We start from the raw sequence: 14,989 nt of genomic DNA, 5'->3' as shown, positions 1-14,989 counted from the left end.
CGCACCTGGGCCACCATTGCCGGTTTGTGCCCACCTGCAGCGAATACGCCATGCAGGCCCTGGCCGTCCACGGTCTGGTCAAGGGTCTGATTTTAACGGTCTGGCGGCTTTTGCGGTGTAATCCCTTGTGCAAGTTCGGGTTTGACCCGGTCCCGGAAAAGGGACGTTGGGTCAATGAAAAAAGAAAACTTACCAGAGGGTGAAGCGGGAGGTTCGCGCTATCCGGAAGATGCCGCTTTTTGACCAATATCTTTTATAATTGTTTCTTGTTAAGAGTTTCTTCGGTTCCTTCTTTGCAAAGAAGGAACACCCTGTTTCTTTCGCCTCTCATGTCTTTGCGCTGCGCGGCAAAGACCTACGTTAAAATAAACGCTTCCGGGCGCAGCCGGGGCAGAATGGACAAGCTATGCAATTTCTCTACTTCCTGGCCATCCTGATTGGCCCGCTGGTGAAGGTTCTGTACAACCTCATCGGCAACTACGCGGCAACCATGATCGTTGCCACCCTGATCCTCAAGCTGCTGTTGTTCCCGCTGGCTATCCACCAGCAGAAATCCACCGCCAAGATGTCGGTGTTCCAGCCGCTGATGAACGAGATCCAGCAAAAGTACAAAAACAACCCCCAGAAGCAGCAGGAAGAAATGATGAAGCTGCAGCAGGAACATGGCTTTAACCCCATGGCCGGCTGTCTGCCCATGCTGCTGACCATGCTGGTGCTGTTCGGCTTCCTGGGCGTGGTGTACTACCCTGTACATTACATCTTCGGTGTGTCCGATGCAGCCGTCAAGGCCGCCTGCGAATCCCTGGGCCTGGCTACCGTCAACGCCACCACCATGCAGACGTCCCTGATCCAGGCTATCCATAACGGTGCGGTCATCAGCCCGGACATCATCCCCGCCGATGTGGTTGCGGAAATCCAGAATTTCAACACCACCTTCTTCGGCATGGATATGTGCGATATCCCCGGTTTCAACATCACCCCCATCGCCATCTTCCCGGTCATCGCCGCCGTGACCATGATCCTCAGCTACGTATTCACCCAGAAGCTTTCCGGCATGGGCTCCCAGATGCAGGGCAGCATGAAAATCATGATGTGGGTCATGAACCTGATGTTCGTGTCCTTCTGCTTCAATGCCCCCGTCGGTTTCTCTCTGTACTACGGTGTGTCCAACCTGTTCCAGATCGGACAGAGCTTTGTGACCTACAAGATCTACAGCCCCGAAAAGTTCAAGGCACAGTATGAGGCCGAACTGGCCGCCAAACGTGCCGAGAAGAAAAAGAAAAAGACCATGACCATTGAGGAAAACGGCCAGACCGTTACCAAAGAGGTCACCGGCACCGAAGCCAACAAACTGCGCCTGGAACTGGCGCGCCAGCGTGAAGCTGAATTGTACAAGGATGAACGGACAACCCCGTTGCAAAAGTAAGGAGGGAGCACCATGCGCAGCATTGAAATGAGCGCCCGTACCGTGGAGGCCGCTGTAGAGGCTGCCTGCGAAGCATTGGGCGTCGACCGTGACGATCTCAACGTAAGCTATGAAGTTCTGGAATTCCCCGCCCGTAAACTGTTCAAAACCATCCCTGCCAAGGTCCGTGTAAAGGTGGAAGAACCTGCGGACACCGCCCCGGCAGCTGCGGAACCGGTCCAGGCCCCCGTGGCAGAGGCCGAAGTCCCCGCCGCCCCGGTGGAACAGGCCCCGGCAGCCGCTCCCGCAGAGGAAGCTGCCGCCCCCGCTCCCGTGGAGGAGCAGCCCGCCGAAGCCCCCGCTGAGGAGGAAGTGGCGCTGGACATCGACGCCGACCCCCGCCTGCAGGCTGCGGTGGAATACCTGACCCCCATCTTTAAACTGATGGGCGTGGAGGAATTCACCTTCTCGGCCCTGAAAAAGGGTGAAGCCACCATTCTGCGGGTCAGCGGTGCCCACATGGGCGCCCTGATCGGCCGCCGCGGCGAAACCATGGAGAGCCTGTCCTACCTGGCCAGCCTGGTGGTCAACCGGATGGAAGGCCCCTATGTAAAGCTGGGCCTGGATGTGGGCGGCTACCGCGGCAAGCGTGAGGACGATCTGGCCGCTCTGGCCCGCCGCATTGCGGACCGTGTGATCCGCACCGGCTGCTACTACGAGATGGAGCCCATGAACCCCTACGAGCGGCACATCATCCACACCGCCGTGGCGGACATTGAGGGTGTGCGCAGCGAGAGCAAGGGTGAAGGCCCCAACCGCCGCGTGGTGATTTATTCCACCGACCCCAACGCCAGCAACCTGCCTGACCGCGACAACGCCCGCAATGCCCGTGGCGGACGCCGGGAAGGCGGACGCGGAAACCGCCGTGAGGGCGGCCGCGGAGCGCGCCGGGAAGGCCGTGGCGGACGCGGCAACCGTGGACCCCGCCGCGAGGGCGCAGGCCGTTACAACGGCCCCCGTTCCAGCGTACCGGAACGTGAGTTTGCCGACCGTCCCCGTGACCCCGATGCCAAGCCCATGGCACCCAAGGTGACTGAGCGCATCCATGACGGCGACGACTTCGCCTTCGGCAAGATCGAACTGTGATGGCCCGTCCTTTTCTTGCAAGAAAAGGACCAAAAGAACACACAAACAAAACACCCCCGCAGGGAATCTCCCTGCGGGGGTGTTTTATTCGGGGGCCTCGGGTCTTTCTTGCAGGCAAAGGGCAATCCCTCCCATTCACAAAGTTCCCCGGGCGGCAGGCGGAAAACTTACAAAAACAGAAAAGTTTTCCACAACCTTGTGGAAAACAAAAGTGAAAGGGACATAGAAAAAGGGGAAAATCCCTGTTTATGGGGTAAATGGTTGGAGTTTCTTCGGTTCCCTCGTTGCAAAAGAGAATAAGAGGCACCCAAAGTTTATAAAAATCCCTCTTCGTGGGGCAAATAGGTAGAGTTTCTTCGGTTCCCTCGTTGCAAAAGGGAATAAGAGGCACCCAAAGTTCGTAAAAATCCCTCTTCGTGGGGTAAATGGTTGGAGTTTCTTCGGTTCCTTCTTTGCAAAGAAGGAACAGCAAAGAAGGAACAAGAGGTGATATTGACAAACCGGCGGGAATTGGTTTTAATGGTTGTAGGAAAGATAAGAGCAGTTGAAAAAGGAGGCGACCATGAACCAATACAAACGCAGGCGGGCCATGATCATCCTGTGGGGATGCATTGCAGCGCTGGCCCTGTGCACAGCCGCGGTACTGGGATTTTTATGGTGGAAAACCCCCGAGGTGGGGGATTTTTCCATACCCGGTACCCGGGGCGAGATTCCCGCCACGGTGGAATTGCCGGGCAAACTTTCCCGCGGGGAGGAGATTCCCCTGGCGGTACTCTGCCACGGATTTACCGGCAACCGGGGCGGCGATACCCACTTTACCCAGCTGGCCGCGGACCTGGCCGAACAGGGCATTGCCACTGTGCGGATGGATTTTCCCGGCTGCGGTGAAAGCACCGAACCCTATACCGCCTATACCCTGAGCAACATGGCTGCCGATGTGGATTCCTGCATTGCCTACATGCAGGATACCTACAACGTCACCGGCCCCATTGTGCTGGTAGGGCACAGCATGGGCGGGCGCCTGGCCAGCCTGTACCCCAGCATGGGCAACTACCCGGTAGATGCCCTGGTCCTGTGGAGCCCCGCCAACGGTACGGGATTGCAGGGCCTGGACTTTTTGAACGTGGAGGATTTGTCCCAGGTGGAGGCTGTGGCCGCCGAGGCCCTGGCTAACGGCAAGGCCGCCACCAAATGGAACGTGGAGATCAGCGACGTGTTTGTGCAGGAAATGCAGAGCAGTGACCCCAACGCCGCTTTGCGGGAAGCCGGGCTGCCGGTTCTGCTGACCTATGCGGGGCACGAAACCCTTTTCCTGGAAAGTACGGTGTCGGAAACCATCGCTGCGGTGGAAAGCCTGCCCAACAGCCAGGTGGTGCTGGAACCCTTTGTGAACGGCGACCATAACTACTTTGGACCTACCGGCAAAGAGGACCCCGAAACCCCTGTGATGGATGCCGCCCTGCGGGAAGTTACCGTCAGTTTCCTGACCGATATTTTGAAGTGAGTGTCTTTGTTCCTTCTTTGCAAAGAAGGAACCGAAGAAATTCCAATTAAAAATCCCCGACAGGATACATCCTGCCGGGGATTTTTGTTTAGAGTTCTTTTGGTTCTTTTCTTGCAAGAAAAGAACGAAGCCATCCACCACAAAAGCATCGCCCCCGTCCGGTTGCGGCTCCGGGCGGGGGCATTTTGGGGTATCGGTTTGGTGTGAGGAGGAATCATGTTCCAGGGTTCCGGTTGCGGCTCCGGTTCCCTGTGCCTAATACAATACAGGATAACTGCTAATAAACTATGATTTTGATATGAACATTTTGTAAAATTGAACAGGTGTGTACAAAAAAATCCCGGCTGCGTGTGCAGCCGGGACATTTTTGAACAGATGGTGGAAAATCAACCAAACATGTTGATCAGGATACCGGCTGCAACCGCAGAACCGATAACGCCCGCCACGTTGGGGCCCATGGCATGCATGAGCAGGTAGTTGCGGGGATTGTACTCCTGGCCGACCTTCTGGCTGACGCGGGCCGCCATGGGAACGGCGGAAACACCGGCAGAACCGATCAGCGGGTTGATCTTGCCGTGGGTAACCACGCACATGACCTTGCCCAGGAGCACGCCGCCGGCGGTGCCAACACCGAAAGCCACGACGCCCAGAACGATGATTTCCACGGTCTGCAGGTTCAGGAAGGTGGAAGCGTTGGTGGTGCAGCCTACGGAGAAGCCCAGGAAGATGGTGATGATGTTCATCAACTCATTGCCGGCCGTCTTGGTAATACGTTCCACAACGCCGGATTCCTTCATCAGGTTGCCCATCATCAGGCAGCCCACCAGGATGGCGGCGTCAGGCAGCGTCAGAGAAACAATGATCGTAACAATAATGGGGAAGAGGATCTTCTCGGTCTTGGAAACCTGCCGCGGTGCGGTCATGACGACCTGACGTTCCTTCTCGGTAGTCAGGAACCGCATGATGGGCGGCTGGATCACCGGCACCAACGCCATGTAACAGTAGGCAGCCACCGCAATGGAACCCAGCAGGTGAGGAGCCAGACGGGTGGTAACAAAGATGGCCGTGGGGCCGTCGGCACCGCCGATGATGCCGATGGAGGAAGCTTCCTGGTTGGTAAAGCCCAGGATCTTGGCGCCGACAAAGGTGAAGAAGATACCCAGCTGGGCCGCAGCGCCCAGCAGCAGGCTGGAGGGACGGGCAATCAACGGGGTGAAGTCGGTCATGGTACCGATGCCCAGGAAGATCAGCGGGGGATAAATGCCCAGCTTGACGCCTAAGTAAATATAGTCCACCATGCCGCCGGAGTTGCCCAGCATCTCCCAGTTGATGTGGTTGGTCTCGTTGAGGAAAATCTCAATGTGGAAAATGCCGTCCAGGGGCAGGTTGGTCATCAGCATGCCGAAGCCGATGGGCAGCAGCAGCAGCGGTTCGAACTGCTTGACGATGGCCAGGTACAGCAGCACACAGGCTACTGCCAGCATGACGGCGTATTTCCAGCCGCCCTCGGTGAAAAAGATCTGTGCCCAACCGGAGTTACCGAAAATTTCGGCAATATTGGTAAAAATCGCACCCATTTTCAGCCCTCCTTACATAAACGGCGTGGTATGCTCACGCACACCCGCATCGCCCCAGGCACCGCGGCGGGAACCCTTGCCGGATTTTGCCACGCGGCGGATACCGTGGATCACAGCGCCTTCGCCCATAACGCTGGCAACAGCAGCCGAAATCGCGGCGATGATCTCGCCGGGGATGGCGCCGTTCTCTGCCTTGGCGGCAGGAGCCTGCGGATTGGGGGCCGGTTTGGGCGGCGCTTTGGGCGCGGCCTTCTGCGGCTTGGGCGCCTGCGGTTTGGCAGGCTTATGGTTGATACTGTCGAAAATCTTGCCCTCGATCATGATGATCAGGCAAAGGGCAATCAGCATCGCAAAGACCAGGGTAATGCTGGTCAAAACGACGGTGCCGTCGCTGGCTTCCAGCGCCAGCAATGCAACGTTGGGCATAGCGGGTTTTCCTCCTTTTGCGTTATGCAATCGCAAATTTTGTACAAGCGACATTTGTTTGTATTATACCACATTGTGCATTTTTTTGGTAGATTTTTTTACAAAAAAATTAACAACCCTTCCGCAAAGTTGTACGGTTCACAAAAGCCGTCCCGCTCCGCGGGGCATCCCCGCACCCGGCGCCGGAAAAAGGAGCCCGGGCCAAAAAACGGGTGGGTAGCGGAACTTAATAAAATAAAATACAAAGGCCTGCATAAGGCGAGAGCACGCACTGCAACAAAAGAAAATAAAGTTTCTCTTCGTCATCCTGCCCAAAAACGGTGGAAAACCCTGCAAAGGGGACGGGCAATGCACAAAAATTGGCCCCGAAAGGCAAATTTCGCTTGACCCAGGCGGCAGGGTGTGGTAGCATAGGCCCATCGAAACGAACGGCAAAGGCGCCGGGCAGAGAAATCTGCCCGGCGTTTTTGTGTTTGTGAGGATAGAAAAGGGGTATGTGTATGTACAGTTCAGCGGATGTAACCTGGACGTTGGTTGCGGCGTTCATGGTGTTTTTCATGCAGGCAGGCTTTGCCCTATGCGAAGCAGGCCTGACACGTGCCAAAAATACCGGCAATATTCTGATGAAGAATATGATGGATTTTTGTATCGGCACGCCCTGCTTCTGGCTGGTAGGCTTCGGTGTGATGTTTGCGGGCACCGGCGCCTTCATCGGCGGGTTTGACCCGTTCATCCAGGGCAGTTACGATTTCGGCAGCCTGCCCTTGTGGGTGTATGTGGTGTTCCAGACGGTGTTCTGCGCCACGGCGGCCACCATTGTTTCCGGTTCCATGGCCGAGCGTACCAAGTTCAGCGCCTACTGCGTGTACTCGGCGGCCATCAGCCTGATCGTCTACCCCATCTCCGGCCACTGGATCTGGGGCGGCGGCTGGCTCAGCCAGCTGGGCTTCCATGATTTTGCCGGTTCTACCGCCGTACATTTTGTGGGCGGCGTGACCGCCTGCCTGGGCGCCTGGATGCTGGGCCCCCGCATTGGCAAATACGGCAAGGACGGCAAGGCCCGGGCCATTCCCGGCCACAACCTGACCGCCATGGCGTTGGGCGTGTTCATCCTGTGGTTCTGCTGGTTCGGTTTCAACGGCGGTTCCACCGTCAGCATGACCGGTGACGATACCATGATCTCGGCCGGTCTGATCTGCTTCAACACCAACATGGCCGCTGCCCTGGCTACCGTGGCGGCCCTGATCACCACCTGGGTGCGCTACGGCAAACCCGATGTGTCCCTGACTTTCAACGGCGCGCTGGCCGGCCTGGTGGCCATCACCGCCGGCTGCGATATGGTGGACCCCTTCGGTGCTGCCATCATCGGCATTGTGGCCGGTGTGCTCTGCGTATTCTCGGTAGAATTTTTCGACAACGTCGCCAAGATCGATGACCCCGTGGGTGCGGTTTCCGTCCACTGCGTCAACGGTGCCTGGGGTACCCTGGCCACCGGTTTGTTCTCCAGCAGCAAGGGTGTGTTCTACGGTCACGGCTTCTCCTTCTTCGGCGTACAGGTGCTGGGTCTGGCCAGCGTGCTGGTCTGGGTGCTGGTTTCCATGTTCATCATCTTTACCATCATCAAAAAGACCATCGGCCTGCGCGTTACCGAAAAGGAAGAGATCGACGGCCTGGACATCCACGAACATGGCCTGACCAGCGCTTATGCAGGTTTTGCCATCAGTGACGCCACCTATGCCGACCTGGAAGTGAACGAGAACACCGATCTGGGTGAGGACGACATCACCAAGGCCAGCCCCGCAAAAATCGCGGCGGCGGTCAAGGTGCAAAAAGAAGCGCCCCTGCCTGCGGAACTGGATTCCGGTATGCATAAAGTTTCCATCATCGTACAGCTGGCCAAGTTCGACGCCCTGAAGCAAGCACTCAACCGCGTCGGCATCACCGGCATGACGGTGACCCAGGTGATGGGCTGCGGCATCCAGAAAGGCAGCGGTGAACGGTACCGCGGCGCTGTGGTGGATGCCACCCTGCTGCCCAAGGTCAAGGTGGAAGTGGTGGTCAGCAAGATCCCAGTGGATACCATCATTGAAGCAGCCACCAAAGCCCTGTACACAGGGCACATCGGCGACGGCAAGATCTTCGTCTACAATGTGGCGAAGGTGGTCAAGGTCCGCACCGGCGAGCAGGACTACGCGGCTTTGCAGGATGTGGAATAACCACAGCAAAAGCAGCCAAAAAAGGGAACGGTCTTTCGGGACCGTTCCCTTTTTGTTTGTTCCTTCTTTACAAAGAAGGAACCGAAGAAATTCCCATAGGGTATTCCGTGAATGGACGGCTGCCGGGGCATTACCGCCGCCCGGTGCGTTCATCCTGCAGGAACAGACTTTTTCCAGAGGAAAAAAACAGGAAGTTTTCCACATGAGGACCTCTCTATGTGGAAAACTTCCTTATAAAAAGGAAACGCTCTGCCCGGAACCTGTTGGCATGGTTCAGTGGGTCAGCACCTGGTTCATATCATCCAGTTGCTCCGGCACGTCGGTCAAATCCATGGTGGAAAAATCTGTGGTGACCCCCGCATCGTCCAGCAGGCCCTGCTGGGCGGCCGGGTCCGCGCAGATATCCTGGGCACAGCGGTAAACCCCCGGCCAGTTGGCATCCATGGTGGCCTGGTCGTCGGCGCTCAACCCCTGCTGCCAGGTCCGGGTTTCGCCGGGCAGGTCCTCCGGCACCAGGTCCCCCGCCAGAAATACCACCAGGTCCGCCGCCGCAATGGCGGTTTTCAGGCTGCCCCCGGCGCTGTCCACCTCATAGGCAATGCAGCCGTTCAAAACCACCGTCAGCCGCCGCGTTTTTACCGCCGCTGCTGCGTTTTCCACCGTGGCGGTTTCGCTTGTGGAAAATCCTGCCTCCGGTGTGGCGGCCGTCTCCCCGGTCCGGGCGGTTTCCGGCGTGGCGGCGGGGGCTGCGGCGCACCCCGCCAGCAGCAACCCGCAAAGTATACAGCACAGTATCTTTCGCATACAGGATGCCCCCTTAGTTTTGTACCATAGTATGCCCGGGAACACAAACTTTGTGCGTTGTGCCCATCCGCTTGCGGATATACGCCTGGATGCCGTCAAAAATCGGCATCAGGTCCTCTCCGTCCGGCGTCAGGCGGTATTCCACCCGGGGCGGTGTTTCGTGATGATCGATCCGCTGGATCAATCCGTCAGCCGCCAGCTCTTTGAGCTGGTTGCTCAGCATCTTGTGGGTGATGCCGTCCAGCAGCCGCCGCAGCTCATTGTAGCGCAGCGTGCCGTGAGCACCTACCATAAACAAAATGCGCATCTTCCATTTGCCGCTGATGCGGTCCATCACCGCTTCCATCTTGTCGCAGCCTACGTCCGCGTACCGGCAGTTACAGTTTGCATTGGGATGCATGGTCTGAAGTCCCCCTCCTTTGACGGTTTCCAAAAAGTGCGTACTTGCCAAAACGACCAGTGCCTGTATACTAAGTATAGAGGATTTTTTTCATTTTGCAACTTGCCCGCCCCTGTGGTTTGCGGTAGAATGAGTACAGAAGCGCACGCCGGAAGGGCGTACCAGGAATTATGAGGGAGAAACTGACGTATGACCGACGATTTGTTTGAGTTTTTGCAGGAGAGTGTGACCCCCTACCATGCAGCCGCCACCGCGGCCGCCTGGCTGGAAGCGGCCGGCTTTACCCGCCTGGAAGAGGCCGATTACTGGAACCTGGAACCCGGCAAGGGATATTATATCGTCCGCAACGGTTCGGCGGTGGTGGCCTGGCGCATCCCCGACCATGCCATCGGCGGCTGGCGCATCACCGCCAGCCACAGCGACGCCCCGGGCTGGAAGATCAAGTCCGACACGGTACAGAACGACGGCTGCCGCCGCCTGAGCGTGGAAGGTTACGGCGGCATGATCATGTCCAGCTGGCTGGACCGTCCCCTGACGGTGGCGGGCCGGGTGCTGCTGCGCACCGAGGACGGAGTGGAAACGCGGCTGGTCCACTTTGACCGGGACCTGCTGGTGATCCCTTCCCTGGCCATCCACATGCAGCGGGATGTGAACCAGGGCCACCACTACAACCCCCAGATCGACATGCAGCCCCTGTGGGGCCCCGCCGACAGCCGCACCCTCACCGACCTGCTGTGTGAGGAACTGGGCGTGAAAGCGGAGGACATCCTGGACCGGGACCTGCAGCTGGTGACCCGTCAGGCACCCACCGTCATCGGACCGGACGGCCAGTATTTTATGGCGCCCCGCATCGACGACCTGGAATGTGCCGCCACCACCCTGCTGGGCTTTATTGAAGCCGCCGCCGAGACCGACAGCGCCTGCGCCCCGGTCTGGGCCATGCTGGACAACGAGGAAGTGGGTTCCTCCAGCCGTCAGGGCGCCCAGAGCAGCTTTTTGCGGGATGTGCTGGACCGGATTCTGGAATCCATCCCCCACAGCGCCCAGATGGAACACCGGGCCCTGGCCAACAGCTTTATGCTCAGCGCCGACAACGGCCATGCGGCCCACCCCAACTTTGCGGCCAAGAGCGACCCCGCCGCCCCCGTGCGGCTGGGCGGCGGCGTGGTGCTGAAATACAACGCCAGCCAGAAATACACCACCAACGCCCTGAGCGGCGGCATCTTCCGGGCTATCTGCGAAAAAGCCGGGGTGCCGGTGCAGACCTTTACCAACCGGGCGGACGAACCGGGCGGCAGCACCCTGGGCAACCTGCAGAGCCATTCGCTGCCCATCCCCATGGCGGATATCGGCCTGGCCCAGCTGGCCATGCACTCCGCGGTGGAAACCGCCGCTGTTTCTGACGCCAACGCCATGGTCCGGGCCGTGGCCGCCTTCTACCGGGTCCACCTGCGGGCCCTGGGCGACGGCGTGTATACCCTGGCATGATCACCGGACGGTATGCCCCCAGCCCCAGTGGCCGGATGCACCTGGGCAACCTGCTGTGCTGTCTGCTGGCCTGGCTGAGTGCCAAAAGCAAAGGCGGGCAGGTGCTGCTGCGCATCGAAGATCTGGACACCCAGCGGTGCCCCCGGCATTTTGCCGACGCCATCATGGACGACCTTGCCTGGCTGGGTCTGGCCGCCGACGGCCCGGAACCCCCGGTGTACCAGAGCGAACGGGCGGAGATTTATCAACACTATTATGATATGCTGGACCGGCGGGGGCTGGTCTACCCCTGCTTTTGCAGCCGCAGCCAGCTGCACGCCGCCAGTGCCCCCCACCGCAGCGACGGCCAGGTACTGTACGCCGGTACCTGCCGGAACCTGACGCCGGAAGAAGTGGCGGAAAAATCCAGGACCCGCGCCCCTGCCTGGCGGGTGAAGGTACCGGAGGAGGAAATCGCCTTTACCGACGGACACCTGGGCCCTTATGCCGAGAATCTGGCCCGGGACTGCGGGGACTTTTACCTGCGCCGGGCGGACGGCGTGTTTGCCTACCAGCTGGCCGTGGTGGTGGATGATGCCCTGATGGGCGTTACCGAGGTAGTACGGGGGGCCGACCTTTTGAGCAGCACCCCCCGGCAGCTGTGGCTGTACCGGGAACTGGGGCTGACACCCCCGGCCTTTTACCACCTGCCCCTGCTGCTGGCCGCCGACGGGCGGCGGCTCTCCAAACGGGACGGGGACCAGAGCCTGGAAAACCTGCGGGCCAAATACGCCCCCGAGGAAGTCATCGGCAAACTGGCCTTTGCCTGCGGATTGCAGGATGCGCCCCGCCCGGTGACGCCGGCGGAACTGGCCGGGACCTTTACTTGGGCCAAAGTGCCAAAAGATGACATCCTTTTGCCGGAAAACCTGTTTTAATGGGGGAAAGGGGCAAAGGATGCCCCCGGCAGCGGGCAAGGCCCCGCCGGAAAAAACCGAATTCCCACCGGGAAGCGCCGTCTTCCCGGTTTGTCTCAACCCAGCAAAATAAAGGAGTTCTCCACAATGCAACGCTATGAAATTACCGGCATGAGCTGTGCGGCTTGTGCCAGTCATGTGGAAAAAGCCGTGGCGGCGGTGCCCGGCGTTCAGTCGGTGGCGGTCAGCCTGCTGACCAATTCCATGCAGGTGGAATGTGCCCCCGATGTGGACCAGGCGCGGCTGCAAAAGCGCATCTGCCGTGCGGTGGAGGCCGCGGGCTACGGCGCCGCCCCCGCCGACGATACCATGGAAGGGGCCCTGGACGATACCGAGACCCCTCGCCTGAAAAAACGCCTGATCCACAGCCTGTGTTTTCTGGTGCCGCTGATGTACCTTTCCATGGGGCACATGATCGGGCTGCCGCTGCCGCCTTTCCTGGAAGGGGGCGGGCCGGGGGCGCTGGTCTACGGCCTTTTGCAGCTGGCCCTGACCCTGCCGGTCTGCTGGATCAACCGGGCGTTCTTTATCAGCGGCTGGAAGGGGCTGCGCAGCCGCGCCCCCGGCATGGATGCGCTGGTATCCCTGGGCGCCGGGGCGGCCTTGCTCTACGGCGTGTTCGCCCTGATCATGATCGGTGCGGGGCTGGCTTCCGGGGAGGAAAAACTGGTCATGCAGTACCGCCACGACCTCTACTTTGAATCCGCCGCCATGATCCTGACCCTGATCACGGTGGGCAAAACCCTGGAAGCCTACAGCAAGGGCCGCACCACCGACGCCCTGAAAAGCCTGATGGAACTGGCCCCCCAGACCGCTACCGTGCTGCGGGACGGCCAGCCCGTGACCGTGCCGGTAAGCGAGGTGGAAGTGGGCGACCTGTTCCTGGTCAAACCCGGTGAGGCCATTCCTGTGGACGGCACGGTGGCCGAGGGTGTGTCCAGCGTCAACGAGGCCGCCCTGACCGGCGAGAGCATGCCGGTGGACAAGTTCCCCGGTTCCCCTGTCAGCGCCGCCACCATCAACCAGAACGGCGCCCTGACCTGCCGCGCCGAGCGGGTAGGCCAGGATACCACCCTTTCCCAGGTGATCCGGCTGGTGCGGGACGCCGCCGCCACCAAAGCACCCCTGGCCAAAACCGCCGATAAAGTATCCGGCGTGTTTGTGCCCGCGGTCATTGCCATTGCGGCGGTGACTTTCCTGGTCTGGCTGCTGCTGGGCCAGACCTTCCCCTATGCGCTGGCCCGGGGGATCTCGGTGCTGGTCATCAGCTGCCCCTGCGCCCTGGGGCTGGCCACCCCGGTGGCCATTATGGTGGGCAGCGGCGTGGGCGCCAAGCACGGCATCCTCTTTAAGACGGCCGCCAGCCTGGAAACCACCGGCTACACCGACACCGTATTGCTGGACAAGACCGGCACCATCACCACCGGCGAACCCAGCGTGGTCCAGGTGGTGGGCACCCGCCGTGTGCCGGAAAAATTCCTGCTGAGCATGGCCGCCGGTTTGGAACTGCGCAGCGAACATCCCCTGGCCCGGGCCATTTTGCAGCGGGTCGAACAGGATAAGATCAAATACACCGCCGTGGCAGGCTTTGAGGCCGTGCCCGGCAAGGGGCTGCGGGGCAAGGTGGCCGGCAAGGTCATTGCCGGCGGCAACGCCGAGTTCATCCGCGAAACCTGCATCCTGCCCCCCGACCTGGAAGAAGCCGGGCAGAAAATGAGCAAAAACGGCATTACGCCGCTGTATTTCTCTCTGGCCGGCAGCCCCGCGGGCGTGATCGGTGTGTCCGACGTGGTGAAAAAGACCTCGGCGGGGGCCATTGCCCAGATGAAGGCCCTGGGCCTGAATGTGGTGCTGCTCACCGGCGACAACGAAGGCACTGCCCGGCACATCGGTTCCATGGTGGGGCTGGACGCCGACCATGTGGTGGCCGGGGTGCTGCCCGCCGGTAAGGAAGCGGAAGTCCGCCGCTGGCAGGCCAAGGGCCGGGTGGCCATGGTGGGCGACGGCATCAACGATGCTCCCGCCCTGACCCGCGCCGAAACCGGTATTGCCATTGGCGCCGGGGCCGACGTGGCCCTGGATGCCGCCGATGTGGTGCTGGTGCGCAGCGACCTGGCCGATGTGCCCGCCGCGGTGCGGTTGTCCCGCGCGGTGGTGCGCAACATCCACGAAAACCTCTTCTGGGCGTTCTTCTACAACGCCATCTGCATCCCCCTGGCTGCGGGCGTGTTCACGGGGCTGGGCATTACCCTCAACCCCATGATCGCTTCCGCCGCCATGAGTCTTTCCAGCGTGTGTGTGGTCACCAACGCGCTGCGGCTCAATACTTTTGATCCCCGCAAGGCCGACCGGGATGCCCCGCCCAAACACAAGGCGCCGCCCCGTCAGGCCCCTGCACAACCTGCCGCCTGCCCGGTCAGCTGCCCGGTGCAGACCACCCAAAAGGAGGGTAAAGCCATGAACAAGACCATCCATATTGAGGGCATGATGTGTGCCCACTGCGAAGCCACCGTGAAAAAGGCACTGGAAGCCCTGGACGGTGTGGAAAGCGCCGCCGTCAGCCATGAACAGGGCACTGCGGTGGTGACCCTGACCGCCCCTGTGGACGATGAAGCCCTGAAACAGGCCGTGGAGGCGAAGGACTACACGGTTACGGGCATCGACGCATGAGCGCCGTGCGCCGCCGCTGGCGGTTTGAAGGCCGGGTGCAGGGGGTAGGGTTCCGATACTTTTCCGCCTGCGCTGCCCAAAAACTGGGCCTGACCGGATGGGTGGCCAACAACTGGGATGGCAGCGTTACGCTGGAAGCCCAGGGCGAGCCTGCCCAGCTGGACAAGCTGGTGCCGCTGATTGAAAAAACCTGCCGCTGGGGCCGCATTGAAGGCATGACCGTGCAGAATCTGCCCCTGGAAGAGCACGAGTACGGGTTTACCGAACGCAGCGGCGACTAGGGTTGTTCCTTCTTTGCAAAGAAGGAACCGAAGAAACTCTGATCAAAAAGGCATGGTCTTTGGACCATGCCTTTTTATATATCATTTTCCATTACGGGGGTTCGGGCACACCCGAA

General features: G+C 60.0%; 13 protein-coding genes. 9 read left to right on the top strand and 4 right to left on the bottom strand.

What is annotated here, in order from left to right:
* From yidD to H6B10_RS06080, 4 genes are all read left to right on the top strand, one after another.
* Positions 1-203 (top strand): membrane protein insertion efficiency factor YidD (gene yidD / locus H6B10_RS06095; protein ID WP_204650695.1); only part of this gene is annotated, 203 nt, incomplete at its 5' end.
* Between the two features lie 203 nt (positions 204-406).
* Positions 407-1,426 carry a YidC/Oxa1 family membrane protein insertase gene (locus H6B10_RS06090; protein WP_204650693.1) on the top strand — a complete coding sequence of 340 codons (1,020 nt, stop codon included), beginning with the start codon at positions 407-409 and terminating at the stop codon, positions 1,424-1,426.
* A gap of 12 nt (positions 1,427-1,438) precedes the next feature.
* A complete protein-coding gene (gene jag, locus H6B10_RS06085) occupies positions 1,439-2,551 on the top strand; it encodes an RNA-binding cell elongation regulator Jag/EloR (protein ID WP_204650691.1) in 1,113 nt (370 codons plus the stop codon).
* Positions 2,552-3,113: 562 nt separating this feature from the next.
* The gene (locus tag H6B10_RS06080; RefSeq protein ID WP_204650689.1) at positions 3,114-4,055 is read left to right on the top strand and encodes an alpha/beta fold hydrolase; all 942 of its coding nucleotides are present in this window, start codon (positions 3,114-3,116) and stop codon (positions 4,053-4,055) included.
* 386 nt (positions 4,056-4,441) lie between these two features.
* Here H6B10_RS06080 and H6B10_RS06075 read toward each other — a convergent pair whose 3' ends face one another.
* Together H6B10_RS06075 and H6B10_RS06070 are read right to left on the bottom strand one after the other, a co-directional pair.
* Complete coding sequence (locus H6B10_RS06075; protein ID WP_204650688.1) at positions 4,442-5,632, bottom strand: sodium ion-translocating decarboxylase subunit beta; 1,191 nt, start codon at positions 5,630-5,632, stop codon at positions 4,442-4,444.
* 12 nt (positions 5,633-5,644) lie between these two features.
* Positions 5,645-6,058: an OadG family transporter subunit gene (locus H6B10_RS06070; protein WP_204650687.1), complete on the bottom strand. Its 414-nt coding sequence runs from the start codon at positions 6,056-6,058 to the stop codon at positions 5,645-5,647.
* Positions 6,059-6,558: 500 nt separating this feature from the next.
* Here H6B10_RS06070 and H6B10_RS06065 point away from each other — a divergent pair, with 500 nt between their 5' ends.
* Positions 6,559-8,274: an ammonium transporter gene (locus H6B10_RS06065; RefSeq protein ID WP_204650686.1), complete on the top strand. Its 1,716-nt coding sequence runs from the start codon at positions 6,559-6,561 to the stop codon at positions 8,272-8,274.
* Positions 8,275-8,547: 273 nt separating this feature from the next.
* On the opposite strand, the gene H6B10_RS06060 is transcribed toward H6B10_RS06065, so the two are convergent.
* Together H6B10_RS06060 and H6B10_RS06055 are read right to left on the bottom strand one after the other, a co-directional pair.
* Complete coding sequence (locus H6B10_RS06060; protein WP_204650685.1) at positions 8,548-9,078, bottom strand: hypothetical protein; 531 nt, start codon at positions 9,076-9,078, stop codon at positions 8,548-8,550.
* 13 nt (positions 9,079-9,091) lie between these two features.
* Positions 9,092-9,478, bottom strand: coding sequence for a winged helix-turn-helix transcriptional regulator (locus H6B10_RS06055; protein ID WP_243427281.1), 387 nt, complete (start codon positions 9,476-9,478; stop codon positions 9,092-9,094).
* A gap of 189 nt (positions 9,479-9,667) precedes the next feature.
* Here H6B10_RS06055 and H6B10_RS06050 point away from each other — a divergent pair, with 189 nt between their 5' ends.
* The 4 genes from H6B10_RS06050 to H6B10_RS06035 all read left to right on the top strand — a co-directional run bounded on the left by H6B10_RS06050 (position 9,668) and on the right by H6B10_RS06035 (position 14,873).
* Positions 9,668-10,966, top strand: coding sequence for a M18 family aminopeptidase (locus tag H6B10_RS06050; RefSeq protein ID WP_204650684.1), 1,299 nt, complete (start codon positions 9,668-9,670; stop codon positions 10,964-10,966).
* Positions 10,963-11,883, top strand: coding sequence for a tRNA glutamyl-Q(34) synthetase GluQRS (gene gluQRS, locus H6B10_RS06045; protein WP_204650683.1), 921 nt, complete (start codon positions 10,963-10,965; stop codon positions 11,881-11,883). The genes H6B10_RS06050 and gluQRS overlap by 4 nt, the downstream gene beginning before the upstream one ends.
* A 126-nt stretch (positions 11,884-12,009) precedes the next feature.
* Complete coding sequence (locus tag H6B10_RS06040; RefSeq protein ID WP_204650682.1) at positions 12,010-14,592, top strand: heavy metal translocating P-type ATPase; 2,583 nt, start codon at positions 12,010-12,012, stop codon at positions 14,590-14,592.
* Complete coding sequence (locus H6B10_RS06035) at positions 14,589-14,873, top strand: acylphosphatase (RefSeq protein ID WP_204650681.1); 285 nt, start codon at positions 14,589-14,591, stop codon at positions 14,871-14,873. Before H6B10_RS06040 ends, H6B10_RS06035 begins: the two co-directional genes overlap by 4 nt.
* The last annotated feature ends 116 nt before the right edge of the window (positions 14,874-14,989 follow it).

The organism is Gemmiger formicilis (genome assembly GCF_016901605.1).
Lineage (GTDB): Bacteria > Bacillota > Clostridia > Oscillospirales > Ruminococcaceae > Gemmiger > Gemmiger formicilis_B.
This window is presented reverse-complemented; position numbering and strand designations above follow the sequence as displayed.